General features: G+C 66.1%; 21 protein-coding genes. 5 read left to right on the forward strand and 16 right to left on the reverse strand.

Going from position 1 to position 24,040, the window contains the following annotated elements; genetic code table 11:
* Positions 1 to 129 precede the first annotated feature (129 nt).
* The 7 genes from QZ709_RS12145 to QZ709_RS12175 all read right to left on the reverse strand — a co-directional run bounded on the left by QZ709_RS12145 (position 130) and on the right by QZ709_RS12175 (position 6,490).
* Positions 130 to 867, reverse strand: coding sequence for a hypothetical protein (locus tag QZ709_RS12145; protein ID WP_294637560.1), 738 nt, complete (start codon positions 865 to 867; stop codon positions 130 to 132).
* A gap of 80 nt (positions 868 to 947) precedes the next feature.
* Entirely contained in the window at positions 948 to 3,422 is a 2,475-nt protein-coding gene (locus QZ709_RS12150; RefSeq protein ID WP_294637561.1) for a UvrD-helicase domain-containing protein, read from the reverse strand.
* Positions 3,423 to 3,472: 50 nt separating this feature from the next.
* A complete protein-coding gene (locus tag QZ709_RS12155; protein ID WP_294637562.1) occupies positions 3,473 to 4,714 on the reverse strand; it encodes a nitronate monooxygenase family protein in 1,242 nt (413 codons plus the stop codon).
* Positions 4,715 to 4,790: 76 nt separating this feature from the next.
* Positions 4,791 to 5,168 carry a hypothetical protein gene (locus QZ709_RS12160; RefSeq protein WP_294637563.1) on the reverse strand — a complete coding sequence of 126 codons (378 nt, stop codon included), beginning with the start codon at positions 5,166 to 5,168 and terminating at the stop codon, positions 4,791 to 4,793.
* On the reverse strand, positions 5,165 to 5,629 hold the full coding sequence (locus QZ709_RS12165; RefSeq protein WP_294637564.1) for a phage holin family protein: 465 nt from the start codon (positions 5,627 to 5,629) through the stop codon (positions 5,165 to 5,167). The genes QZ709_RS12160 and QZ709_RS12165 overlap by 4 nt, the downstream gene beginning before the upstream one ends.
* 40 nt (positions 5,630 to 5,669) lie before the next feature.
* Positions 5,670 to 5,981, reverse strand: a complete 312-nt coding sequence (locus tag QZ709_RS12170) for a DUF883 family protein (RefSeq protein WP_294637565.1) — start codon at positions 5,979 to 5,981, stop codon at positions 5,670 to 5,672.
* A gap of 59 nt (positions 5,982 to 6,040) precedes the next feature.
* A complete protein-coding gene (locus tag QZ709_RS12175) occupies positions 6,041 to 6,490 on the reverse strand; it encodes a universal stress protein (protein WP_294637566.1) in 450 nt (149 codons plus the stop codon).
* Positions 6,491 to 6,738: 248 nt separating this feature from the next.
* Between QZ709_RS12175 and QZ709_RS12180 the strand changes: the two genes are divergently transcribed.
* Positions 6,739 to 9,573, forward strand: a complete 2,835-nt coding sequence (locus tag QZ709_RS12180) for a valine--tRNA ligase (protein ID WP_294637567.1) — start codon at positions 6,739 to 6,741, stop codon at positions 9,571 to 9,573.
* A gap of 121 nt (positions 9,574 to 9,694) precedes the next feature.
* Here the strand turns inward: QZ709_RS12180 and QZ709_RS12185 are convergent, their stop codons facing one another.
* The 6 genes from QZ709_RS12185 to QZ709_RS12210 are packed head-to-tail and all read right to left on the reverse strand — an operon-like array spanning position 9,695 to position 15,395.
* Positions 9,695 to 10,261 (reverse strand): shikimate kinase, encoded by a 567-nt coding sequence (locus tag QZ709_RS12185; protein ID WP_294637568.1) that lies wholly within the window; start codon positions 10,259 to 10,261, stop codon positions 9,695 to 9,697.
* 11 nt (positions 10,262 to 10,272) lie between these two features.
* On the reverse strand, positions 10,273 to 12,408 hold the full coding sequence (locus tag QZ709_RS12190) for a type IV pilus secretin PilQ (RefSeq protein WP_294637569.1): 2,136 nt from the start codon (positions 12,406 to 12,408) through the stop codon (positions 10,273 to 10,275).
* A gap of 23 nt (positions 12,409 to 12,431) precedes the next feature.
* Positions 12,432 to 12,920 carry a pilus assembly protein PilP gene (locus QZ709_RS12195; RefSeq protein WP_294637592.1) on the reverse strand — a complete coding sequence of 163 codons (489 nt, stop codon included), beginning with the start codon at positions 12,918 to 12,920 and terminating at the stop codon, positions 12,432 to 12,434.
* A 44-nt stretch (positions 12,921 to 12,964) separates the two neighbouring features.
* Positions 12,965 to 13,642 carry a type 4a pilus biogenesis protein PilO gene (locus QZ709_RS12200; protein WP_294637570.1) on the reverse strand — a complete coding sequence of 226 codons (678 nt, stop codon included), beginning with the start codon at positions 13,640 to 13,642 and terminating at the stop codon, positions 12,965 to 12,967.
* An 8-nt stretch (positions 13,643 to 13,650) separates the two neighbouring features.
* Positions 13,651 to 14,319, reverse strand: coding sequence for a PilN domain-containing protein (locus QZ709_RS12205; RefSeq protein ID WP_294637571.1), 669 nt, complete (start codon positions 14,317 to 14,319; stop codon positions 13,651 to 13,653).
* Positions 14,316 to 15,395 carry a pilus assembly protein PilM gene (locus QZ709_RS12210; RefSeq protein WP_294637572.1) on the reverse strand — a complete coding sequence of 360 codons (1,080 nt, stop codon included), beginning with the start codon at positions 15,393 to 15,395 and terminating at the stop codon, positions 14,316 to 14,318. Before QZ709_RS12210 ends, QZ709_RS12205 begins: the two co-directional genes overlap by 4 nt.
* Before the next feature lie 243 nt (positions 15,396 to 15,638).
* On the opposite strand from QZ709_RS12210, the gene QZ709_RS12215 reads away from it, so the two are divergent.
* Positions 15,639 to 18,041: a penicillin-binding protein 1A gene (locus QZ709_RS12215; RefSeq protein ID WP_294637573.1), complete on the forward strand. Its 2,403-nt coding sequence runs from the start codon at positions 15,639 to 15,641 to the stop codon at positions 18,039 to 18,041.
* On the opposite strand, the gene cyaY is transcribed toward QZ709_RS12215, so the two are convergent.
* Complete coding sequence (gene cyaY, locus QZ709_RS12220; RefSeq protein ID WP_294637574.1) at positions 18,042 to 18,404, reverse strand: iron donor protein CyaY; 363 nt, start codon at positions 18,402 to 18,404, stop codon at positions 18,042 to 18,044. It lies immediately after the preceding gene.
* 24 nt (positions 18,405 to 18,428) lie between these two features.
* Here cyaY and QZ709_RS12225 point away from each other — a divergent pair, with 24 nt between their 5' ends.
* Positions 18,429 to 18,647 (forward strand): lipoprotein, encoded by a 219-nt coding sequence (locus tag QZ709_RS12225; protein ID WP_294637575.1) that lies wholly within the window; start codon positions 18,429 to 18,431, stop codon positions 18,645 to 18,647.
* Positions 18,644 to 19,915 (forward strand): diaminopimelate decarboxylase, encoded by a 1,272-nt coding sequence (gene lysA / locus QZ709_RS12230; RefSeq protein WP_294637576.1) that lies wholly within the window; start codon positions 18,644 to 18,646, stop codon positions 19,913 to 19,915. Before QZ709_RS12225 ends, lysA begins: the two co-directional genes overlap by 4 nt.
* 143 nt (positions 19,916 to 20,058) lie before the next feature.
* Here the strand turns inward: lysA and QZ709_RS12235 are convergent, their stop codons facing one another.
* Positions 20,059 to 21,381 carry a porin gene (locus QZ709_RS12235; protein WP_294637577.1) on the reverse strand — a complete coding sequence of 441 codons (1,323 nt, stop codon included), beginning with the start codon at positions 21,379 to 21,381 and terminating at the stop codon, positions 20,059 to 20,061.
* A gap of 181 nt (positions 21,382 to 21,562) precedes the next feature.
* Positions 21,563 to 22,609 carry a porin gene (locus QZ709_RS12240; RefSeq protein WP_294637578.1) on the reverse strand — a complete coding sequence of 349 codons (1,047 nt, stop codon included), beginning with the start codon at positions 22,607 to 22,609 and terminating at the stop codon, positions 21,563 to 21,565.
* 315 nt (positions 22,610 to 22,924) lie between these two features.
* Between QZ709_RS12240 and ruvB the strand changes: the two genes are divergently transcribed.
* Complete coding sequence (gene ruvB / locus QZ709_RS12245) at positions 22,925 to 24,034, forward strand: Holliday junction branch migration DNA helicase RuvB (protein WP_294637579.1); 1,110 nt, start codon at positions 22,925 to 22,927, stop codon at positions 24,032 to 24,034.
* Positions 24,035 to 24,040: the final 6 nt, after the last annotated feature.

The following is a 24,040-nucleotide window of genomic DNA, read 5'->3' on the forward strand; positions in this document are numbered from 1 at the left end:
AGCAAAAGGTCAGCAAGAAAAGCTGCTGCTCACTTTAGCGCGACCGCCTCCCTGCACGCGCCATGGCCTTTGAATTGGCTCAATGAACGCCATCGATGCGTTCAATGAGCCCGGCCCCGATGACCAGGGTCAGAAGCGCAGGCCGGCGCGGATGCTCGCGCTGGTCGCGTCGCCGGTGCGGTCTGCCTCGAAGGCCAGGTTCACCAGCAGCAGGCTCACGTTCACGCCGGCAAACAGGCGGGTCTGCGTGTAGCGCTCGCGGGCCCAGCGGCCGGTGTCATCCGAAGCACGGCTCTGCACCAGGCCGACACCGCCGTACGGCGTGACGTTCGCAAAGCCCTTGGACACCGACAGGTCCACGCCCTGGCTGCGCAGGCTCATGTCGCCCAGGCCGCTGGTCTGCGTGTAGAAGCCGCGCACGGCCACGGCCGGGGTCAGCACGCCGCCTTCGATGAAGGCCCACTTGACGTTGCCGCTGACCGCGCGCACCGACGTGCCCGGGATCACGGTGTAGGCCGCCCCCACGTCCACGCCGAAGGGCAAGCCCTTTTCGGCGCGCAGGGTCACGGTCGGCAGCGTGCTCGGCACGTTGTCCGATCCGGTGGCACGCTCGACGATCTTGTGGCTCTTCACGCTGGTGCCACCCAGGCTCACGCCCAGGTCGAAGCCGGTCAGGCCCAGGCCTTCGGCGGGCGCCTGCGGCTTGAAGGCCAGCGTGGCGCTCAGGTCTTCCGACAGCTGGCGGAACTCGGCCTGCGAGGCCAACTGGTCCAGGGCGTTGAATTCATAGGCCTGGGCCGCGGAGGCCGAGCCCAGGGCTGCGGTGATCAGGGCGGCGCGCAGACGAACAGAGGTACGGTGAGACATGGTTGGATTCGTTACGGTTGAAAAGAAAGTTGGGTTGGGGCTGACGGCGCCCGCGCTGCGGCATGCCGTCATGCCCCGTTTCATTCGATCGGGGTGAGCTTGGCCACGCTGAGCATCAGCCATTTCGTGCCATGCCGGCCGAAGTTGACCTGCACACGGGCGTCGGGCCCGCTGCCTTCGAGCGTCAGCACCACGCCTTCGCCGAACTTGGTGTGGAACACACCCTGCCCCACGCGCAGCCCGCCCTCGCTCTTGGCGGCGGCCATGGCCTTGGGCAGCGGCGCCGTCAGGTCCTTGAAGTCGTCTTCCTTGCGGGCACCGCCCCAGGCCTGGCCGCCATAGCCGCCACGGCTGCCGCCACCGTGGGCGCCCTGGCGATAGGGTTGCGCACCGGCGCCCACCATCGAGCCCATGCCGCGGCCGCTGGACCACGCATCCTGGTAGGACTTGGCAAAGCCCGAGCCGAAGCCCTGGTTGCGGGGCGTGAGCCACTTCAGCGAGGACTCGGGCAGCTCGTCCAGGAAGCGGCTCTTGATGTTGTAGCGCGTCTGGCCATGCAGCATGCGCGTCTGGCTGAAGCTGATGTGCAGCCGCTGGCGCGCGCGCGTGATGGCCACATACATCAACCGGCGCTCTTCCTCCAGGCCCTCGGTGGTGTTCATCGAGTTCTCGTGCGGGAAAAGGCCTTCCTCCAGCCCGGTCAGGAACACGTTGTTGAACTCCAGCCCCTTGGCCGCGTGAATGGTCATGAGCTGGACGGCATCCTGCCCCGCCTGAGCCTGGTTATCGCCGGCCTCCAGCGAGGCGTGCGTCAGGAAGGCCAGCAGCGGCGAGATGATCTCGCCGGTCTCGGCATCGGGCAGCGTGTTGGCCAGGGCCACGGCAGCGGGCAGGCCCGCGCTGATGGCGCCGGCCGGCTCGTCCACCGGCAGGGCCACGGCGTCTTTCCCGAAGCCCTCCTGCGTCACGAAGGCCTCGGCCGCGTTCACCAGTTCGGCCAGGTTCTCCAGCCGCTCCTGGCCTTCCTTCTCGGCGCGGTAGAAGTCGGCCAGGCCCGAGGCCTCGACCACATGCTCGATGATCTGGCGCAGCGTCAGGCCGCGCGTGCACTCGCGCATCGCATCGACCAGGGCCACGAAGCCCTGCAGGTTGGCGCCGGTCTTGCCGGGCACGGCCGTCACGCTCTGCGCCAGGCTGCGGCCCGTGCTCCGCGCCGCATCCTGCAGCAGCTCGACGCTGCGCGCCCCGATGCCCCGCGCCGGGAAGTTCACCACGCGCAGGAAGCTCGTGTCGTCGTTCGGGTTCTCGATCAGGCGCAGGTAGGCCAGCGCGTGCTTGATTTCCGCGCGTTCGAAGAAGCGCAGGCCACCGTACACCTTGTAGGCCACGCCCGCGTTGAACAGCGCCGATTCGATCACCCGCGACTGCGCGTTGCTGCGGTAGAGCACCGCCACCTCGTGCAGCGGGTGCCCCTCGCGGTGCAGCAGGCGGGTCTCCTCCACGATCCACTGGGCCTCGGCGTAATCGCTCGAAGCCTCGTACACGCGGATGGGCTCGCCCTGGCCCGCGTCGGTGCGCAGGTTCTTGCCCAGGCGCTTGCTGTTCTGGGCGATCAGCGTGTTGGCCGCATCCAGGATATGGCCGAAGCTGCGGTAGTTCTGCTCGAGCTTGATGACCTTGGGCACGCGGAACTCGCGCTCGAAGTCGGCCATGTTGCCCACCTGGGCGCCCCGGAAGGCGTAGATGCTCTGGTCGTCATCCCCCACGGCAAACAGGCTGGTGCCCGTTTCTTCGGGTCGGCCCGCAAACATCTTCAGCCACAGGTACTGCAGCCGGTTGGTGTCCTGGAACTCGTCGACCAGGATGTGCTGGAAGCGACGCTGGTAGTGGGCGCGCACCTCCGGGTGGTCGCGCATGATCTCGTAGGTGCGCAGCATCAACTCGGCAAAGTCGACCACGCCCTCGCGCGCGCACTGGTCCTCGTAAGCCTGGTACACGGTCAGCTGCATGCGGCCCAGTTCGTCGCGCGGCTGGATGTCCTTGGGGCGCAGGCCATCTTCCTTGCAGTTCGCGATGAACCAGGTGGTCTGCTTGGGCACGCACTTCTCTTCGTCGTACTTCAGCGCCTTGATGATGCGCTTGACCGCCGAGAGCTGGTCCTGCGTGTCGAGGATCTGGAAGGCCGACGGCAGGCCAGCAATGCGGGCGTGCGCGCGCAGGAAGCGGTTGCACAGGCCGTGGAAGGTGCCGATCCACATCGCCCGGGTGTTCACAGGCAGCATGGCCGACAGACGGGCCTGCATCTCCTTGGCGGCCTTGTTGGTGAAGGTCACGGCCATGATGCTGGCCGGCGTAGCCTGGCCAGTCTGCAGCAGCCAGGCGATGCGGGTTGTGAGCACGCGCGTCTTGCCCGAACCGGCACCGGCCAGGATCAGGGCAGGCCCGGGCGGGGCCGTCACGGCGGCAAGCTGCTCGGGATTCAGCCCGGCCAGCAAGGAGGAGGAGCCGGCGGCGTGCGAGGCCGCCAGGCCGGAGGGCGCGTTGTGCTCGGTCATCGACCGATTTTAGGCGGCATTGCCCTGCCGCCTGGGTCGCCGCGCGCCGCTCAGGCCCCTTGGGGCACTGGCGAGCCCAAGGCCATGTCACGTGTCAGCAAACGCGACATCAGCTCGCCCACACTGCGGATCTGGTCGCCGAAAGGCAAGGCCCCCGCACCGCGGAAGAACAGCCCCTTGCTGACGTCCCCCCGCAGGGCGGCGGCCAGCTGGTTGTCGATGCAGAACTGCCCCCAGCCTGCCAGGCCATCGCGCAGCCCGCATTGCGCCAGGCAGTCGAAGGCCTTGGTGCAGCGCTTGCGCACCTGGGTCACGGCCTGCAGGCGGTCTTCCACGCGCAGGTAGGCCTTGAGCCAGGGGGTCATCACGGCGCGGGCGGGCAAGCCGGCCACGCTGGTGAAGGTGGTCAGGTCCTCGTCGCGTGCCTCGGCCAGCACGCGCTTGAACTCGGGGTGCGCGTCCGATTCCTGCGTGACCGCGAAGGGCGTGCCCAGCTGCACGGCGGCCGCACCCAGGTCTTGCAAGCGCTGGATGTCTTCGAAGGTGCGGATGCCGCCTGCGGCAATCAGCGGCACCTCCTTCTCGATCCCGGCGTCACGGAGAAAAGCCCGCACGGCCGGGATGACGTTCTCGAAGTCGAATCGCGTGTCCTGCAGGTCGGCCACCTTGGCGGCCCCCAGGTGGCCACCGGCCAGGCGCGGGTGCTCGATCACGATGGCATCGGGCAGGCGTTTCTTGCGCTCCCATTTGCGCACCACCAGCTGCACGCCCCGGGCATCCGACAGGATGGGCACCAGCAGCGCGTCGGGATGGTCCTGCGCCAGGTCCGGCAGGTCGAGCGGCAGACCGGCGCCCACCACCACGGCATCGATGCCGCATTCCAGCGCCCGTTTGATGGCCGGCGCGTACTCGCTCACCGCCCGCATCACATTGACCGCGAGCAGGCCACGCCCTTGCGACAGCGCACGGGCTGCCGTGATCTCGCGCTCGAGCGCTTCCAGGTTGGCCTCGTCGATCTGGGCCTTGGTGTCTTCGTCCTGGCCGATGCGCGAGGCCAGCCCCTGCGTGCGCGCCATCAGGTCGGGATGATGCCGACGCAGGTCGACGGACGACAGGGTGCCCACGCCGCCCGCTGCGGCCACCGAACCGGCCAGCCGGTGCGCCGACACGCCCACGCCCATGCCCCCCTGCACGATGGGCAGCAGACTGCGCCCGCCCAGAGACAAAGGCCGCAGGCCACTGCGCGCCAGCAGGTCGGACAGCTCAGGAGGAACGTGGGACGGATCGATCATGACGGGGCGAGGCAGAAGCGCATCAGCGCGGAACCGCCACGGTAGCCGTGCGCAGCAGTGCGCTGCTTGCCCCAGGTCAACGGCCCGGTGTGCCGTGATGCGGAGACGAGACGGCCGACGCTTGCGCCGACGCTGCGCGCGCAGCGAGCACGCCTCCTGCCAGCCCGACCACCGATCGGACCAGGGGCTGCCAGCGCTGCCACGCCTGCCAGGCCACCCACAGGCGTCCGCCCAGGGACACCACGCCAGTGGCCCGACGCGGGCGCCACAGCAGCCAGGCCAACGCCAGCCCGCCCAGCAGCCAGGGGCGCTGACGCAGCCACTGCCCGGCCCCCACCACCCGGTCCAGCACCCGCTCGGCAGGTGACACCAGGGTCAGGTAGTCCTGGCCCAGTTGCCGCCGCAGCAGGGCGCTCTGCGCCAGCAAGGCGCGCTTGCGAGCCTGGCGGTTCACGGGCGCCCCTCTGCGGCAGACGACCCGGCGGGCGACGAAGGCTGAGGGTGCGGCTCGGCCAGCGCCCCCAGCAAGGCTGAGCGGTCGGCTTCGAGCTCGGCCAGCGTGGCAGGCAGAAGCCCGTCGTGGCCCGACCACAGCCGGCGGATCTGCCACCAGGCAGTGCCTGCGGCCACCCCCAGCAACACCGTCACCCCACCCAGAGCGGTCAGGCGGTGCGTGTCCCAGAACAGCACCGTCACGAACACCGCCACGAACGCCAGCGTGAAGCACCCGAGCACAACGGCCGCAGCACCCCAGGCCAGCGTCGCGAGCAGGCGGTCCCGCTCTTCTTCCAGCTCGAGCGAGAGCAAGGCCAGCCGGTTGTGTCCCAGAGCCACCAGCGTGGCCAGCAGGCCGCGCACGGACGCCGTCAGGCGCCCCGATGCGCTGGCCGCCCCGGAAGGAACGGCTTCACTCATGCGACGGCATCGATGACGACCGCATCGGCATGCCGGCGGCTCAGCGGCGGCCGATCACCACGCCCAGCAGCAGGCCCACGCCCGCTGCCACGCCGATGGCCTTCCAGGGGTTCTCGTGCACATAGCCATCGGTCGCCTTGGCCGCTGCCTTGGCCTTGTCCACGACCGCGGCCTGGGCCTCGATCAGGCCGTCCTTGGCGTGCGACAGGGTCGCCTGCAGTCGGCCGCGCACATGTTGCAACTCTTCGGCGCTGTCGCCCGCCGTGGCCCTCAGCAGGGCCTCGGCATCGGCCAGCACGCGCTTGAGGTCGGCGGCCAGTTGTTCCTTGTGGGCTGCGGTGGTGTCGCTCATGTCTTGCTCCTTGATGTGGTTGACGAAACGAAAACGCAAAACGGAAACAGGCAAGCCGGTCAGCCGTGAAGCACCAGCAACGGCACCTGGCTGTGCGCCAGAACGCTCTTGGTGAGCGAGCCGTGGATCAGGGCATCCAGACCGTGTCGCCCATGCGTGGCCATCACGATCAGGTCACACCCCTGACGCTTGGCGGTGTCGACGATGGCGTCCTGCACGCTGTCGGTGATGACGAACTGTCCGTCGAACGGCACGCCCGCCGCCTTGGCCTTGTCGGCAAAGGCCTGCAGCACCTCGCGGGCATGGGCCTCGCAGCGCTTTTCATGCTCCTGAAACGTGGCCACGTCATAGGCCACGGCCGACTGCTCGACGACCAGCACCGGCAGCGGCGGCTCGGCCGTGAAGCCGGTGATCGACGCGCCCAGCATCTTGGCCAGACCGATGCTGTGCTCGATCGCCTTGTTGGACAGATCGCTGCCGTCCACCGGCACCAGAAGATGTTCGTACATGACAGGCCTCCTTGAACCAGACGGTGACCTCATGGTCGCCCTGCCCCATGCTAGGACGACAAGACCCTGCTTGCCAAGTGCTTTACCGAGCAGACACACAGCGCCATCCCCTGCGCCCTTGATCCAGGGCAGCGTGGATGCGTCGCGTTGTGGCGTGGCAGGAACGCTGGCGCCCGACCTAAAATCGCACTTTGCGCCGCGCACGCCGTTCGTGCGACGACCCACCGGGCACTGCCCCGCACCACACAATGACCGAACTCGCCAAATCCTTCGAACCCGGCCCGATCGAGGCCCTGTACGGCCCGCAGTGGGAACAACGCGGCCTGTACAAGCCCACGCTCGATGCGGCCAAGCCCTCGTTCTGCATCCAGCTGCCGCCCCCCAACGTGACCGGCACCCTGCACATGGGCCACGCGTTCAACCAGACCATCATGGACTCGTTGACGCGCTACCACCGCATGAAGGACCACAACACGCTGTGGATCCCGGGCACCGACCACGCCGGCATCGCCACGCAGATCGTGGTCGAGCGCCAGCTGCAGGAAAAGGGCCAGTCACGCCACGACCTGGGCCGCGAAGCCTTTGTCGCCAAGGTGTGGGAGTGGAAGGAAAAGTCCGGCTCGACCATCACCCAGCAGATGCGCCGCATGGGCGACTCGGTCTCTTGGGAGCACGAGTACTTCACCATGGACGACAAGCTGTCCAAGGTCGTCGTCGAGACCTTCGTGCGCCTGTATGAAGAAGGCCTGATCTACCGTGGCAAGCGCCTGGTCAGCTGGGACCCGATCCTCAAGTCCGCCGTGTCGGACCTCGAAGTCGAGAGCGAGGAAGAAGACGGCTCGATGTGGCACATCCGCTACCCGGTGGAGGGCAGCGACGCCAGCCTGGTCGTGGCCACCACCCGGCCTGAGACCCTGCTGGGTGACACGGCCGTCATGGTCCACCCCGAAGACGAGCGCTACACCGCGCTGATCGGCAAGCAGGTCCGCCTGCCCATCACCGGCCGCCTGGTGCCCGTGATCGCCGACGAGCACGTCGACAAGGCGTTCGGTACCGGTGTCGTCAAGGTCACACCGGCCCACGACACCAACGACTACCAGGTCGGCCTGCGCCACAAGCTGCCGATGCTGACCATCTTCGACCTCGAAGCCAAGGTCAGCGCGCACGAAGCCACCGACATCCCTGCCGAGTACGTGGGCCTGGACCGCTTCGTGGCCCGCAAGCAGATCGTCGCCAAGCTCGAAGCCGACGGCCAGCTGGTCGAGGTCAAAAAGCACAAGCTGATGGTGCCGCGCTGCGCCCGCACCGGCCAGGTCATCGAGCCCATGCTGACCGACCAGTGGTTCGTGGCCATGACCAAGCCCGGCGCCGGCGGCAAGAGCATCGCCGAACAGGCCATCGAGGCGGTTGAATCGGGCGACGTGAAGTTCGTGCCCGAGAACTGGGTCAACACCTACAACCAGTGGATGAAGAACATCCAGGACTGGTGCATCAGCCGTCAGCTGTGGTGGGGTCACCAGATCCCCGCCTGGTACGGCAGCAACGGCGAGCTCTTCGTGGCGCGCTCCGAAGCCGACGCCCGCGCCAAGGCCACCGCGGCCGGTTACACCGGCGAGCTGACCCGCGACGCCGACGTGCTCGACACCTGGTACTCGTCGGCGCTGGTGCCCTTCTCCACCCTCGGCTGGCCCGAGCAGACGAAGGAAATGGACCTGTTCCTGCCCTCGTCGGTGCTCGTCACCGGCTACGACATCATCTTCTTCTGGGTCGCCCGGATGATCATGATGACCAAGCACTTCACCGGCAAGGTGCCCTTCAAGCACGTCTACATCCATGGCCTGGTGCGCGACGCACAGGGCAACAAGATGTCGAAGTCGGAAGGCAACGTGCTGGACCCGGTCGACCTGATCGACGGGATCGAGCTGGCCCCGCTGCTCGAGAAGCGCACCACCGGCCTGCGCAAGCCCGAAACCGCCCCGAAGGTGCGCAAGGCCACCGAGAAGGAATTCCCGGAAGGCATTCCCGGCTATGGCGCCGACGCGCTGCGCTTCACCTTCGCCGCGCTGGCCAGCCTGGGCCGTGCGATCAACTTCGACAGCAAGCGCTGCGAGGGCTACCGCAACTTCTGCAACAAGCTCTGGAACGCCACCCGCTTCGTGCTGATGAACTGTGAGGGGCAGGACTGCGGCCTGAAGGCCCACACGCCGGGCGTCTGCGCCACAGGCGAATACCTGGCCTTCAGCCCCGCCGACAAGTGGATCGTCAGCGAACTGCAGCGCGTGGAAGCCGCCGTCGAGCAAGGCTTTGCCGAGTTCCGCCTGGACAACGTCGCCAACGCCATCTACCAGTTCGTGTGGGATGAGTACTGCGACTGGTACCTCGAGATCGCCAAGGTGCAGATCCAGACCGGTAACGAGGCCCAGCAACGCGCCACCCGCCGCACCCTGATCCGCGTGCTGGAAACCGTGCTGCGCCTGTTGCACCCCATCACCCCCTTCATCACCGAAGCGCTGTGGCAGGTGGTGGCGCCCGTTGCCGGCCGCAAGGACGCAGGCAGCGACGCCAGCCTGGTGATGGCCGCCTACCCGGTGGCCGACCTGGGTCGCGTGTGCGCCGAGTCGGATGCCTGGGTGGCCAAGCTCAAGGCCGTGGTGGGCAGTGTGCGCAACCTGCGCGGCGAGATGAACCTGTCGCCGGCCGAGCGCGTGCCCCTGCTGACCACCGGCGACGCCGCGTTCATCACGCAGGCCGCGCCCATTCTCAAGGCCCTGGGCAAGCTCGGCGAAGTGCAGGTGCTCGATGACGCCGCGTTTGCAGCGGGCACCGCCATGGCCCCGGTGGCCGTGCAGGGCGACACCCGCCTCGCACTGCACGTCGAAATCGACGTGGCCGCCGAGAAGGAGCGTCTGGGCAAGGAAATCAAGCGCCTGGAAGGCGAGATCGCCAAGGCGCAGGCCAAGCTGGGCAACGAGAGCTTCGTCGCCCGCGCCCCGGCCGCTGTGGTCGAGCAGGAAAAGCAGCGTGTCGCCGATTTCGGCGCCGCGCTGACCCGCGTGAAGGACCAGTTCCAGCGACTGGGCTGAAATGCGGCACAGGCCTCGATGCCTGTGCTCGCTTCAAACAAGAAAGCGCACCCAGGGGTGCGCTTTTCTTTTGCGAAAAGGGTGTTCGTCGCCCGCCATCCAGCCGTCGCTTGATGGCGACTCAGCGTGGGCCCGACTGCGGATTGTGCGAGGTAGGAACGGGGAGCTTGCCGGCCAACTCCAGCTGGGACACGATCATGCCGACCAGCGTCGAGACCGAGGGTCGACCGGTGTCCACACAGAAGTGCGCCGTCTCCTCGTACAGCGGGTGGCGTTGCGCATGCAGATCGCGCAGGCGCGCGAGGGGATCGGCCACCTGGAGCAACGGTCGCTGCGTGTCGTGCCGCAGGCGGCGAAACAGCTCTTCCGGGGAAGACCGCAGGTAGACCACCGTGGTGCGGTCCTTGAGGTGCGCCCGGTTGGCCTCGCGCAGCACCGCGCCACCGCCGGTTGCCAGCACCAGGGGCTCGTCCCGGTAGGCGCTCAGCTCGTCGATGACCCGCTCTTCCAGGTCGCGAAAAGCCGGCTCACCATGCTGCTCGAAGAATGCTCGGATCGGCATGCCGATCCGCTCTTCCAGAACATGGTCCGCGTCCAGAAAACGGGCGCCAAGCCGGCGTGCGAGCTGGCGCCCGACCGTGGTCTTGCCACCGCCGGGCAGGCCTACGAGAGAAACAACAGAAGCCAAGCAGAGTCAGGTCAACGCAGGGCGGTCTTGTCCGAAACCACCTTCGGGGTCAGGAAGACGAGCAACTCCGAGCGGGCACTGCTGCGGACGTTGTTCTTGAAGAAGAAACCCAGCACCGGGATGTCGCCCAGCAGGGGCACCTTGTTCTCGGTCTCGTTCTCGGACTGCGTGAAGATACCACCGATCACCACCGTGCCGCCGTTCTCGACCAGCACCTGCGTCTGCACGTGCTTGGTGTTGATGGCAAAGCCCGCCGTGGTGACACGGCCGACGCTGTCCTTGTTGATGTCGACCGACATGATGATGCTGCCCTCGGGCGTGATCTGCGGCGTGACCTCCAGTTTCAGGTTGGCCTTGCGGAAGGTCACCGACGTGGCGCCGCTGGACGTGGCCTGCTGGTAGGGCAGTTCTTCACCCGACTCGATGATGGCCTTGACCTGGTCGGCGGTGATCACGCGGGGGCTCGACACCACCTTGCCCTTGCCGTCGGCTTCCAGCGCGGAAATCTCGAGGTTCAGCGCATGGTTCACGCTCGACGAGAACAGCGACACGCCCAGCGTGGCGTTCGACGCACCGGTCGACAGCGCCGTGGCCGGCAGGTTCACGAAGTAGCTGTTGGCCACGCTGGCCGCCGCACCCGTGAGGCCCTGGCCCGTTTCGGCCACGACGCCGGAGTAGTTGCCCGACAGCCCGAGGTTGAGCTTGCCGGCTGACGCCACTGCGGTCTGGTTGGACGTCCCGAGGCGGGCGCCCAGCGTACGGCCAAAGGAGTCTTCAGCCTCGATGATGCGGGCTTCGATCAGCACCTGGCGAACCGGGATGTCGATCTTGGCAATCATCTGCTGGACCTCTTCCAGCTTGGACGGAATGTCGCTGACGAAGAGCTGGTTGGTGCGGGTCTCGAAGATCACGCTGCCACGCGGCGACAGAATGCGCGAGGTCACCCCCGAGCTGACGCCACCGGTGCTGGTGCCTAGCAGGCCGCGGGCGATGTCTTCCGCCTTGGTGTAGTTGAGCTGGAAGGCCTGCGTGCGGGTGGGCTCCAGTTGGGCCACCTGAGCACGGGCCTCCAGATCCATCTTCTCCTTGGCGTTGATCTCGTCCTTGGGCGCGATCCACAGCACGTTGCCCGACTTGCGCACCCCCAGGCCCTTGGCCTGCAGAATGATGTCGAGCGCCTGATCCCACGGCACGTCCTTCAGGCGCAGCGTCACGTTGCCGGTCACGCTGTCGCTGGTCACCACGTTGAAGTTGGTGAAGTCGGCGATCACCTGTAGCAGCGACCGCACCTCGATGTTCTGGAAGTTCAGCGACAGCTTCTCGCCCGCGTAACCCGGCCCTGGGGTCAGCTTGTTCGGGTCGGTCTTGCGCTGCCGGACTTCAAGCACGAACTGGTTGTCCGTCTGGTAGGCGGAATGCTCCCAGTCCCCCTTAGGCTCGACCAGCAGGCGTACGCGGTCGCCCGTCTGGCTGGCTGACATCTGGCGGACCGGCGTGCCGAAGTCGGTCACGTCAAAGCGGCGGCGAAGCCGCTCGGGCAGGTCGGTCTTGAGGAACTCGACCACCAGGTTCTGGCCCTGCTGCTTGATGTCGACGCCCACCTGGTTGCTCGGCAACTCGACGACCACGCGGCCCGCACCATCCTGCCCACGACGGAAGTCGATGTCCTTCAGCGTCAGCGGCGTGACGTTGCGGCTGTCGGCGAAGTGCACTGCATCATCCGCCTTGCCCTGCCGCAATGCCGGCGCAGCCTGCGGCGCGGTGGCGGCAGACTGATCCAGCACCAGCAGCAGCGCGTTGCCCTGCAGCTGGGCCTTGTAGGTCGTGGCCTGGCGCAGGTTCAGCACCAGGCGCGTGCGCTCACCCGCCTGGGCCACGTTCACGGAACGCAGGTTGCCCTGATTGATGTCGACCTGGTTCTTGGCCAGCGCGCTGGTCACGCCCGGCAGATCGATGGCGATCCGCGGCGGGGTCTGCACGACGAAACCGGCCGGCACCGCGGCGAGCGGCTCGCTCAGCTCGATGCGGACGACTTCTGATCCGGCCTGCTGTGCACTCGTGATGGCCTGGATGGCGGCGGCGGCCCAGGACAGCGGCGACACACATGCCAGCGAGAGGCTGGCCAACGCCATACGCCACGGTTTCATAGTCGGTTTCTCCAGCTTCAATGTCATCGCCCACTCTCCTGCAGCTGCAGCGTGGTGGGGCGTTCAATCCATTCGCCCGCGGCGTCCTGCACGATCTCGCGCAAGGTGATTTCGGTTTCCGTGATCTTGGTGATCCGGCCGAAGTTCTGCCCCAGGTACTCGCCCGCCTTGACCTGATAGAGCAGGTTGTCGACCTTCAACAGCGCGTAAGGCACGCCGCGGCGGTTGACGCTGCCCACCATGGTCATGCTGTCAAGCGGGAAGGCTTCCAGGGGTTCCTTGCGGCGGTTGAGCTCGGCCGCCACCGCGGAGTTGGGCTGGCGGGACTCCTGGCGCAGCGCGCCCGTCAGCTTCTGCGTGCTGAAGGGCTCGACGCCATCCATGCCGGTGTAGGCCTGGGGGTTGAACTTCTGCGGCGGCTCCAGAGGGGTGACGCTGGGCCGCACCTCGTGGCGCTGCTGCTCCATCCACCCATTGAGTTCATCCTGCTCGCCGCTGCAACCGGCCAGCATGGCCACGCCGATCAGCGCGGCCAGCCAGCGTTGAGACTGCTGGATCACTTCGGTTGACCTTTCTTGTGCTGCTCGGCGCGCATGGCGTCCACCTCGGACTGGTCCAGGTAGCGGTACGTCCGGGCCGTGGCCTCCATCACGAGGTTGGCCTGCCCATCCTTCGGTGAACCGAGTATCACCAGGTTGTGCAGGGTCACGATGCGGGACAGGTTGGCGATGTCTGCGGTGAAGGCGCCGATGTCGTGGTAGCGCCCGCTCACCTTAATGGAGATGGGCAGCTCGGCGTAGTAGTCCTTGACCGACACCTGTCCGGGGCGGAACAGCTCGAACTCCAGCCCGCGCCCCAGACCGGCCTGGTTGATGTCAGACAGCAGGGCGTCCATCTCGGCTTTGCCCGGCAACTGCTTCTCGAGTTGCTTGACGTACTCCTCGACCTGCACGCGCTGCTTGCGCAGTTCGCTGAGGTTCACGGCCTGCGCCACCTTGCTGCGGTACTCCTCTTTCAGGCGGGGCTCGGTGTCGACCTCGGCCTGCAAGGCCTCGCTCTGGCCGGACACCAGCGTGAACCAGCCGAAGGCCACCACCCCCAAGGCCGTGGCCGCAAAGGCCGCGAGCTTGGGCAGCAACGGCCACTGCCCCGGCTCATTCGTGTTGAGGCCGCGGAACTGCTCCTGCGCATCCTCGAACCAGGCATTCAGATCGATGTTGATGTTCTTTGCCATGGCTTACCTCAGGATGACGCGGCCATGGAGGCGCTGGGGGCCGGTGCAGCGGCAGCCGGTGCAGACGCCGCAGCAGCAGCCGATGCCGCTGCGGCAGCGGCTGCTGCCGCGCTCACATCCTGCGGCCGACGCAGGCTCACGCGCATGGAGAAGTCGAACAGGCGCTTGCTCTCACGCCCCGCCCCTACGACGGCAGCCTTGATTTCCTGCAGGTCCGCGCGCTCGAGCCACTGGGAGCTGGCACTGGTGTTGCGGAGGAACTCGGCAACCCGTTCGTTCGTCTGGGCCTGGCCACTGACCAGCACCGTCTGGCCGTCCTGCCGGATGGCGGTCAGGTAGACGCCCTCCGGCGTCTGACGCACCAGTTCATTGAGCAGGTAGACCGGCATGTTGCGATCGGTCTGCAGGTCCTCGACCGCGCGCTGGCGGGCCTTGAGGGCCTCGATCTCGCCCTTCAGGGACGACACGTCCTTGATCTCTTCGTCCAGCTTGCTGATGGCGCCACGGAGGAACTCGTTGCGGTCCATCTGCGATGCCGTCATCTGCTGCAGCACGGCGTACCACAGCGCCACGATCACGGCCCCGGCCACGGCCGACAGGCCCAGACCGACAAAGAAGGCCTGCTTGCGCAGCCGTCGTTTTTCCTCTCGGTGAGGAAGCAGGTTGATGAGAATCATGCGAGGAACCTCCGCATCGCCAGGCCACAGGCCGTCAGGTAGGAAGGCGCCTCGCGGCGAAGCTTGCTCTCCCGCACGGCCGAGCCCAGCTTCATGCCCTCGAAGGGATTGATCACCATCGATGCGAATCCGGTCAGCTCGGTCACGCGGTCCTTGAGGCCCGGCAGCGTGGCCGTGCCTCCAGCCAGCATCACGTAGTGCACCTTGTGATGCGGGGTGCTGGTGAAGAAGTACTGCAGTGCCCGGCCGATTTCCTGGGACAGGCTGTCGACGAACGGGCTGAGGATGGTGGCTTGGTAGTCCTCGGGCAGGTCACCCGAGAGCTTCTTGAGTTCGGCCTCTTCGAACGAGAAGCCGTACTGCCGGGAGATGAGTTGCGTCAGTTGAGCCCCCCCGAACGCCTGGTCGCGGTCGTAGAGGAGTTCGTTGTCACGCAACACCTTCAGGCTGGTGTTCTCGGCCCCGATTTCGAACAGCGCCACCAGGGCGTCCTTGCCTTGGCCCGGCAGACCTTCGATCAGGCGCTGCACGGCGAGACGCGATGCGTAGGATTCGATGTCGAGGATGGCCGGCTTGAGGCCCGCGGCCTCGGCCAGCCCCTGACGGTCCTGCACACGGTCCTTGCGCGAGGCGGCAATCATCACTTCGACGTCACCGGCGGACGTCGGGCTCGGGCCGATCACGCAGAAGTCCAGGCTGACCTCGTCCAGTGAAAAGGGGATGTACTGGTTGGCCTCGGCCTCAACCTGCATCTCCATTTCCTCTTCGCGCAGACCGGCCGGCAGCATGATCTTCTTGGTGATCACTGCCGACTGGGGCATGGCCATCGCGACATGCTTCGTCCGGGTCCCGCTCTTGACGACGACCTTGCGGACGGCCTCGGCCACCTCATCGAATTTTTCGATCTGTCCGTCGGCAATCCAGCCCTTCTCGAAAGGCTCTGAAGCAAACCGTTCCAATACGTAATCGCCAGATGCAGACTGGCTCAGCTCGACCAGCTTCACGCTCGATGAACTGATGTCCAGTCCGATCATCGGCGGATGCTTGCGGCCCAAGAGCGTGTCAAGAAAGCTCACACCATCCCCCATGCGTCGGGGCACGACGCTGGAAAGTTAATAAACCAGATCAATGCTAGCAGCAAAGAAAAACGGCTTGAACGCAGAGTTAGCAGGAGAATTCCCCATCACGTTGCGGGATGCACACGTCTTACAAGCGGTTTCAAACATCCGCAAACAGATGCTTTTTGACCGCGCACGGTGGTGTAACGGGTCGGATGCAACTGGTTTCTATAATCCGCGCACCTTCCACGGTCCGAGACCATGAGCGAAAAGCAGCAGCCTTCCAGCACCCCGTCCCCCAGCGCCCCACGTGGTCGCCGCCCCTGGTGGGTCACCTGGCTGATCAAGCCCGTCGCCGTGCTGATGGGGCTGGTGCTGGCTGGCGCGGTCAGCGTCGTCCTGCTCGCCGGGCTGGGGCTGGCGGTGGCCTACCCCAACCTCCCTGAAGTGCGGGGGCTGGCGGACTATCGCCCGAAAATCCCGCTGCGGGTGTATTCGTCGGACGGTGTGCTCATCGGTGAATTCGGGGAAGAGAAAAGACAGTTCACCCCGATCCGGGCGATCCCGAAAGTCATGCGCGATGCCGTGCTCGCCATCGAGGACGCACGTTTCTATCAGCATGGCGGCGTCGATTACATCGGCGTGCTGCGTGCAGGTCTGGCCAACTTCGGCGAATCCCGCAGCCAGGGGGCGTCCACCATCACCATGCAGGTGGCACGCAACTTCTACCTGCCAACAGAAAAAACGTTCACCCGGAAGATCTACGAGATCCTGCTGGCCATCAAGATCGAGCGGCAGTTGAGCAAGGACCAGATCCTCGAGCTCTACATGAACCAGATCTATCTGGGCCAGCGCGCCTACGGTTTTGCCGCGGCATGTGACACCTACTTCGGCAAGCCGCTGGCAGAGATCACCGTGGCCGAGGCCGCGATGCTGGCGGGGCTGCCCAAGGCGCCGTCGGCCTACAACCCCGTGCGCAACCCCAAACGGGCGACGCTGCGCCAGCAGTACATCATCGACCGGATGCTGGACAACGGTTTCATTACGACAGACCAGCATGACGCCGCCAAAGCCGAGGTGCTGCGGTACCGCACCAAGGCCCCCATTCCGACGCACGCCGACTACGCTGCCGAGGCTGCGCGCCTGCTGATGCACGAGCAGTACGGGCCGGAAGCCTACACGCGAGGCTTGAACGTCTACACATCCATCGACATGGTCGAGCAGACCGCCGCGTGGCGAGCCCTCCGCAAGGGCCTGCTGGACTACGACCGCCGTCAGCCGTGGCGCGGTCCTCAGGGCTACGTCGACCTGCCGCAGGACCCCAAGCTGGTGGACGTGCGGGTGGCCGAGGCCCTCGAGGATCACCCCGACAGCGAGGGCAACCGCGCCGCCGTGGTGCTGCAGGCAGAGCCCCGCCAGATCGTGGCCGTGCTGCAAAGCGGAGAGCAGATCGTGATCGGCCCGGATGGCCTGCGTGCCGTGGGCCAGGCGCTGACAGACAAGGCCAGCCCGAAGCACCAGATCCGCCGGGGCGCCATCATCCGGGTGAACCGCACGGCCGAGGGCAACTGGTTCGTGCAGCAACTGCCCGAGGTCGAGGGGGCTTTCGTGTCGCTCGACCCGCGCACGGGCCTCATCAATGCCATGGTGGGTGGATTTGATTTCAAACGAAACAAGTTCAACCACGTGACACAGGCGTGGCGCCAACCTGGCTCCAGCTTCAAACCCTTCATCTATTCAGCAGCCCTTGAAAAGGGGTTCACCCCTGCCACGATGGTCAATGACGCCCCGCTGTTCTTCGACACCGGGGTGACGGGCAGTCAGCCCTGGGAGCCCAAGAACTACGACGGCAAGTACGAAGGCCCGATGACCCTGCGCCGCGGGCTGGCCAAGTCCAAGAACATGATCTCGATCCGGGTGCTGAAATCGGTGGGCACCCGATATGCGCAGGACTGGGTCACTCGCTTCGGCTTCGATGCCGAGAAGCATCCCGCCTACCTGACGATGGCCTTGGGTGCCGGCTCCGTGACGCCGCTGCAGATGGCCGGCGCTTACGCGGTGTTTGCCAACGGCGGCTACCGCGTCAACCCGATGCTGGTCACCCGGGTGACGGACAACCGCGGCACGGTGCTGGCCGTGAACCGCCCCACCCCGCTCGACGAGCGCATGCGCACGATCGATGCACGCAACGCCTTCGTGATGACCAGTCTGTTGCAGGAAGTGACGCGCTCCGGCACGGCGGCCAAGGCGCAGGCCACGCTGAAACGCCCGGACCTGTATGGCAAGACCGGCACGACGAACGACTCGATGGACGCCTGGTTCGCCGGCTACACCACCACCAACGTGGCCGTGGTGTGGATCGGTTTCGATCAGCCTCGCAAGCTGGGCGACCGGGAAACGGGGGGTGGCCTGGCACTGCCGGTGTGGATCGAGTTCATGGGCACCGCCTTGCGCAATGCCCCGGTGGCCGAACCATCTGCGCCCGAAGGCGTGGTGAACATGGGCGGCGAATGGTTCTACGAGGAATACGCGGCAGGCAGCGGCGTGCGAGAACTGGCCCCGGACGCGGCCGACGGGCGCCCCAGCGCACCGCCCGCGCCGACCGCCGAGGAAAAACGGGGGATCCTCGACATGTTCGGCGGCGAGGGGCAGAAACAACCCTGATCAGAACGACAGACCGGGCTGCCCCCCCTGCTCGCTCGCGCAAGCGGACAGCAACGCGAAGAACTCCTCTCCGGAGCGGGTGTCCAGCCAGCGGCCGCTTGCGATGTCATATCGGAAGTGGAAGCCCCCTCGCCGCGCAGCCAGCCACAACTCGTGCAGCGGCGGTTGGGCGTTGACGATCAACTGGCTGCGATTGGGCAGCGACAGCGTGATCATGCTGCCGGTGCGCGCCGTATCGATGTCGATGACGTCGTCTTCCAGCCAGCGGTCCACCGTCGATTCGATGCGCGCCAACGCCACCCGGATGGCCTCGTCGTACTGGGCGTCGGTGAGCCCGGAAGTCGTGTCGAGGGAGGTGCTCATGGCGGGGATCCTTAGAATGTCGGGATGAGTCGCAAGAACGAAATTCTAGGCAGCCCCGGCCGCTCGGGGCAGGCCACGCGTCGATCTCCACTGAAACCGTGGGGCAAGCGCCGCATCGCGGGCCTCGCCGGCCTCGCGCTCGTGGCCGTTGTGAGCCTGTCGGCCTGCGGCCAGAAAGGCTCGCTGTACCTGCCTGGCCCCGCCGGCAGCGCCCCTCCACCCCCAGTCCTTCCGAACAAATGACCCTCCCCGGCTCCCCCTTCCTGGCTTACCGCGGCGACGACCTTCATCTGGAAGGTGTCTCGCTGAAGGCGCTGGCCCAGGCCCACGGCACGCCGCTGTACGTGTACTCGCGCCAGGCCATGCTGGCTGCGCTGGCCCCCTATCAAAAGGCGCTGGCCGGTCGGCCGCACCTGGTGTGCTATGCCGTCAAGGCCAACTCCAACCTGGCCGTGCTGCAGACCTTTGCCGAGGCCGGCTGTGGTTTCGACATCGTGTCCGGGGGCGAGCTGGCCCGTGTGCTGGCCGCTGGCGGAGACCCAGCCAAGGTCGTGTTCTCCGGCGTGGGCAAAACCCGCGCTGAAATGCGGCAGGCACTGGAAGCCGGCGTGCGCTGCTTCAACGTCGAAAGCACGGCCGAGCTCGAGGTGCTGTCCGAGGTGGCCGCGGCAGCGGGCCGCACGGCACAGGTCAGCCTGCGCGTGAACCCCGACGTCGACGCCGGCACCCACCCCTACATCTCGACCGGCTTGAAGGGCAACAAGTTCGGCGTGGCCCACGAGCAGGCGGTGGCGACCTACCGCCGCGCCGCCGAGCTGCCCGGCCTGGCCGTCACCGGCATCGACTGCCACATCGGCTCGCAGATCACCGAGGTGGCGCCCTACCTGGACGCGCTTGACCGCGTGCTCGATCTCGTCGAAGCGATCGAAGCGGCCGGCGTGCCCATCCACCACATCGACCTGGGCGGCGGGCTGGGCATCACCTACACCGACGAGGCCCCGCCGGCCGCCGACGCGCTCATCGGCCAGCTGCTGGCCCGCATCGACGCGCGCGGCCACGGCCACCGCGAGGTGTTGTTCGAGCCCGGTCGCTCGCTGGTAGGCAACGCCGGCGTGCTGCTGACCGAGGTGATGTACCTGAAGCCCGGCGAACAGAAGAACTTCTGCGTGGTGGATGCCGCCATGAACGATCTGGCCCGTCCGGCACTGTACGAGGCGTGGATGGCCATCGTGAACACCTCCGTGCGCCAGGGCGACGCGCCGGTGTGGGACGTGGTGGGCCCGGTGTGCGAATCGGGCGACTGGCTGGGCCGTGACCGGGCGCTGAACGTGCAGGCCGGCGATGTACTGGCCGTGCTGTCGGCCGGTGCCTATGGCATGACGATGGCCAGCAACTACAACACCCGTGGACGAGCCGCCGAGTTGATGGTGGACGGCGAACAGGTGTGGGTGGTGCGCGAACGCGAGCAGGCAGCCGACCTGTTCAAGCTGGAAAAGCGCCTGCCGCGCTGACCGTCGCACCACGCGATCGCGATATCCAAACAGAAAGGGGCGCCTCGAGCGCCCCTTCTGCTTTTTTCTTGTCTTGCTGGTCGGATGACCGCCCCGAAGGGCGGCTCCGTTTCTTCTTCTTATTGTCTCCTCGTCACCGAAGATCAGAAGCTGTGGCGGATGCCGGCACCGATGTAGCGCGAGGTGCCACCCGGGTTGATGCCGGCGCCGGCGAACAGCGGGGTTTCGCGGAAGCCGAAGGTAGTGGCAATGACATCCGGGCCGCCTGCAATGCCACCCAGCGCTGGGTTCAGGCCGGCGTCAGCGCGTTGGCCTTCGTCGTCACGAATCTGCACAGCGCGGGCAAACAGTGCCGTGCGCTTCGACAGCGCATACTCGGTGCCCAGCATCACGCCGGTGTCCTTGCCCTTCGTGAAGTTCGCGAACTTGATCTGCGATGCCTGTGCAGAGAACGTCCACTGACCAACGGGAATACGGGTGCCGACTGCGAAGAAGCGCAGACGCATGTGGTTGTCGCTGGTGGTGAAGTCGTAACGACCCTGACCGAACGCGCCGTCAACCATGATGCCGTTGCCGAACGTGTACTTGGCACCGATGTTGGCCGCGTCATAGCGCTCCAGCTTGTAGTTGGATGCGATCAAAGAGCCGCCGCTGTAGATGCCGAAGGCGGCACCGCCAAACAGGTTGCGGTGCAAGCCCAACGTGACGTTGAAGTCCTTGCTGAAGGCGTAGTTGGCAAACGCACCGAGGGCGCGACCCGTGTTGTTTGCCGCCTCAGTGCCAGAGGATGCCGCCCCCAGGATGCCGCCGACAGACGACGACACTTGGGCGCCACGCGCCGCAGAGACGGTGCTCAGAGAACCCGCGTTGGGCGAATAGGCCACGGAACCGGTGAAGCCACCGGACTGCACCCAGTAGCTGATCTGGTTGTCCCAGCGGACTTGCAGGTTGTTGGTGGCACCGCCCTCGATGAACAGGTCGGTCGCGCCGAAACGCTCGCCCGTCACGAAAGCGGTCGAATAGAAGATAGGAGCGTATTGACGACCCAGACGCAGTTCGCCGAACGGGGTGGTCAGGCCGACGTAGCTCTGGCGGCCGAAGATGCGGCCGTCCTGGCTCAGGCCACCGGTGTCGTGGCTCAATTGACCTTCCAGCACGAAGGAGGCCTTCATGCCGCCGCCGAGGTCTTCGACGCCACGGAAACCGAAGGAGGTCTGCGACGTGGCACTCGGGGAAACTCGGGTGACCGTCGAGCTGGTCCCCTGAGTGGCTGCCGCTGCCGACACACCACCCGGCAGAGCAGGCAGGGTACCGTTCAGAAGCGGCACACCGGCAGACTTGTGCACGTTGTCGAGGCTGATGTCGGCGTTGCCGTAGATCGTGAGGCTGGACTGGGCGAAGGCGGTGCCAGCGGCGAGCGACGCCAGGGCAAGCGTGACGGCGGTGGTCAGGACGGACTTTTGCATCTGTTTTCTCCTTGGTACTCCCTCAACGAGGGCTGGGAGAAATTGTTCCTGAACGCCCGTTCGGGGAACCCTGAGGTTTACGCCATGTGTCGCAAAATGCCTACACCGTTCGGCGTAGAACCCGTGATAACCCGCACAAAAAAAGGGCCCGAAGGCCCTTTCGGTGTCCGATATTGTGGGATCAGAACTGGTGCGACACGCCCACGGCCAGACCGCGAGACGTCTTACCAAAACCTGCCGTGGCGCCCGACACCACCAGGTTGGCGTTGTCACTGTTGTTCACGTTGGTGAACAGGCCGTACACGGCGGTACGCTTAGACAGGCTGTAGACGCCCTTCATGGCCACGATGGTGGCGTTGTCATCGTCACCGCGGGTGGCCAGGGTCGTGTTCTTGACCTTCGACACGGAGGCTTGAACAGCAAATTCCTTGCTCACCGGCACGTCAAGGCGCACACCGATCAGGCGGCGGATTTCCGCAGCGTCGGTTTGCTTGTCCATGTTGTAGTAACCGGTCAGCTTGGCCACGGCGAAGTCGTAACCAGCGTAGGCCAGCACACCGGTGTCCTTGACGGAACCAGCGGGATTGAACTTGCCGTTGACATAGCCCACACCAGCCACCACGCCGTCAGCAGCGTAGGCCACGTTGAAACCCCAGGTCTTGCCCTGGTCGTTGCCATAGGCCTCGGTACCCGTTGCACCAGAGGTACCCGCTGCAGTGCTGTACTGCACCTGTGCGCTCAGGCCCTTGACCAGAGTAGGCAGCAGATAGGTAACAGCGTTATCCAGACGACGATAGCCGTCACCTGCGTAGGTCTTGGCGATCTTCAGATCGTCGTAGGCTTGAGCACCAAGCAGGGACGTGTTGCCCGCCAGAAGACCAGCGGAAGAGTCTTGGCGACCCAGGCGGAGTTCACCAAATCCACCAGCCAGACCGGCCCAGGCAGCGCGCTCGAAGAAGCGAGCGGAGTTGCCTTGTGCACCCGTGTCAGACTTCAGAGCCGTTTCCAGCACGAATTTGGCCTTCAGGCCGCCGCCGAGGTCTTCGGTGCCCTTGAAACCCAGGCGCGAGGTGGCCAGGTTGTCGGACGACACGCGCGACACGGTGGTGTCATTGCCCTTGATGCTTTCAACGGAAGCATCGACCACGCCGTACAGGCTCACGGACGATTGAGCGAAGGCAGCCGACGAAGCGGCGATGGCAGCCAGAGCCAGCAGAGTCTTTTTCATGGACTTCTCCAGAGTAGTTTCGAACGCTTTGGACGACCTTCATGGGCTGCGGGGCGGCGCCCCGTCTGTGCACGCCAGATCGGGGTGGTGACCCGGCTTGCCGTCCAAAACTGAGGTGGATTGCAGCAGACTTTCCTCATCGGGGTGATGACACGGTTGTCATAAACGGGGCTTTGCAAGATGAAATGTTGCCGACCTGCAACATGAAAGCCGCTCTCAAGACCGATCAAACCTTCTTTTTCGGACGGCTTGGGCGCCCATGCGCCTGGATCAAGACCAAGGGATGGGCAGCCGATCTCCGTCGATAATCACTGTATGAGCATCCAGACCGACGACTTCGACCCGCCGCCGTCCAGCAAGGGGCGCCGTGCCGCTTCGCCCTCGCCTTTCGAGGCGGAGCCGGCCGAGCGCGTGGTGGGCGCGTCGGTGGCGTCGAGCAGCGAAGATGCGCTCGAGCGCGCGCTGCGGCCCAAGGACCTGGACGAGTATGTGGGCCAGGCCAAGGCGCGCGAGCAACTCGAAATCTTCATCGGGGCGGCGCGCAAGCGCCAGGAGGCGCTGGACCACGTGCTGCTGTTCGGCCCTCCCGGTCTGGGCAAGACGACACTCAGCCACATCATCGCGACCGAACTCGGCGTGAACCTGCGTCAGACCTCGGGGCCGGTGCTGGAAAAACCGAAGGACCTGGCCGCGATCCTGACCAACCTCGAACGGCACGACGTGCTGTTCATCGACGAGATCCACCGGCTGAGCCCAGTGGTCGAAGAGATCCTCTACCCGGCGCTGGAGGATTACCAGATCGACATCATGATCGGCGAAGGGCCGGCGGCACGGTCCATCAAGCTGGACCTGCAGCCCTTCACCTTGGTGGGAGCCACCACCCGCGCGGGGATGTTGACCAACCCGCTGCGCGACCGCTTCGGCATCGTCGCGCGGCTCGAGTTCTATTCCGCCGCCGAACTGCAGCGCATCGTGACGCGCTCTGCCGGGCTGCTGGGGGCACCGATCGACGAGGCCGGTGCGCTGGAGATCGCCAAGCGGTCACGCGGCACGCCGCGGATCGCCAACCGCCTGCTGCGGCGGGTGCGCGACTATGCGGACGTGAAGGGCACGGGCCGGATCACGCGCGACATGGCGGACAAGGCACTGGCCATGCTGGACGTGGACCCCGTCGGCTTCGATGTGATGGACCGCAAGCTGCTCGAAGCCATCATCCACCGCTTCGACGGGGGGCCGGTCGGCCTCGACAACGTGGCCGCCGCCATTGGTGAGGCCCGCGACACGATCGAAGACGTGATCGAGCCGTATCTGATCCAGCAGGGTTACCTGCAGCGCACGCCGCGGGGCCGCATTGCCACCGCCACGGCGTTCAGACACCTGGGCCTGCAGCCGCCGCAGAGCGGAGACCTGCTCGACGGGGTGTGAGCCGCC

It is taken from the genome of uncultured Aquabacterium sp. (assembly GCF_913773725.1).
Classification (GTDB): domain Bacteria; phylum Pseudomonadota; class Gammaproteobacteria; order Burkholderiales; family Burkholderiaceae_C; genus Aquabacterium.

What these genes read in the sequence shown, in the direction of transcription:
- QZ709_RS12145 (WP_294637560.1), bottom strand. Translation starts at nt 867, where the DNA reads ATGTCTCACCGTACCTCTGTTCGTCTGCGCGCCGCCCTGATCACCGCA.
- QZ709_RS12150 (WP_294637561.1), bottom strand. Translation starts at nt 3,422, where the DNA reads ATGACCGAGCACAACGCGCCCTCCGGCCTGGCGGCCTCGCACGCCGCC.
- QZ709_RS12155 (WP_294637562.1), bottom strand. Translation starts at nt 4,714, where the DNA reads ATGATCGATCCGTCCCACGTTCCTCCTGAGCTGTCCGACCTGCTGGCG.
- QZ709_RS12165 (WP_294637564.1), bottom strand. Translation starts at nt 5,629, where the DNA reads ATGAGTGAAGCCGTTCCTTCCGGGGCGGCCAGCGCATCGGGGCGCCTG.
- QZ709_RS12170 (WP_294637565.1), bottom strand. Translation starts at nt 5,981, where the DNA reads ATGAGCGACACCACCGCAGCCCACAAGGAACAACTGGCCGCCGACCTC.
- QZ709_RS12175 (WP_294637566.1), bottom strand. Translation starts at nt 6,490, where the DNA reads ATGTACGAACATCTTCTGGTGCCGGTGGACGGCAGCGATCTGTCCAAC.
- QZ709_RS12180 (WP_294637567.1), top strand. Translation starts at nt 6,739, where the DNA reads ATGACCGAACTCGCCAAATCCTTCGAACCCGGCCCGATCGAGGCCCTG.
- QZ709_RS12190 (WP_294637569.1), bottom strand. Translation starts at nt 12,408, where the DNA reads ATGAAACCGTGGCGTATGGCGTTGGCCAGCCTCTCGCTGGCATGTGTG.
- QZ709_RS12195 (WP_294637592.1), bottom strand. Translation starts at nt 12,920, where the DNA reads ATGCTGGCCGGTTGCAGCGGCGAGCAGGATGAACTCAATGGGTGGATG.
- QZ709_RS12200 (WP_294637570.1), bottom strand. Translation starts at nt 13,642, where the DNA reads ATGGCAAAGAACATCAACATCGATCTGAATGCCTGGTTCGAGGATGCG.
- QZ709_RS12205 (WP_294637571.1), bottom strand. Translation starts at nt 14,319, where the DNA reads ATGATTCTCATCAACCTGCTTCCTCACCGAGAGGAAAAACGACGGCTG.
- QZ709_RS12215 (WP_294637573.1), top strand. Translation starts at nt 15,639, where the DNA reads ATGAGCGAAAAGCAGCAGCCTTCCAGCACCCCGTCCCCCAGCGCCCCA.
- cyaY (WP_294637574.1), bottom strand. Translation starts at nt 18,404, where the DNA reads ATGAGCACCTCCCTCGACACGACTTCCGGGCTCACCGACGCCCAGTAC.
- QZ709_RS12225 (WP_294637575.1), top strand. Translation starts at nt 18,429, where the DNA reads ATGAGTCGCAAGAACGAAATTCTAGGCAGCCCCGGCCGCTCGGGGCAG.
- lysA (WP_294637576.1), top strand. Translation starts at nt 18,644, where the DNA reads ATGACCCTCCCCGGCTCCCCCTTCCTGGCTTACCGCGGCGACGACCTT.
- QZ709_RS12235 (WP_294637577.1), bottom strand. Translation starts at nt 21,381, where the DNA reads ATGCAAAAGTCCGTCCTGACCACCGCCGTCACGCTTGCCCTGGCGTCG.
- QZ709_RS12240 (WP_294637578.1), bottom strand. Translation starts at nt 22,609, where the DNA reads ATGAAAAAGACTCTGCTGGCTCTGGCTGCCATCGCCGCTTCGTCGGCT.
- ruvB (WP_294637579.1), top strand. Translation starts at nt 22,925, where the DNA reads ATGAGCATCCAGACCGACGACTTCGACCCGCCGCCGTCCAGCAAGGGG.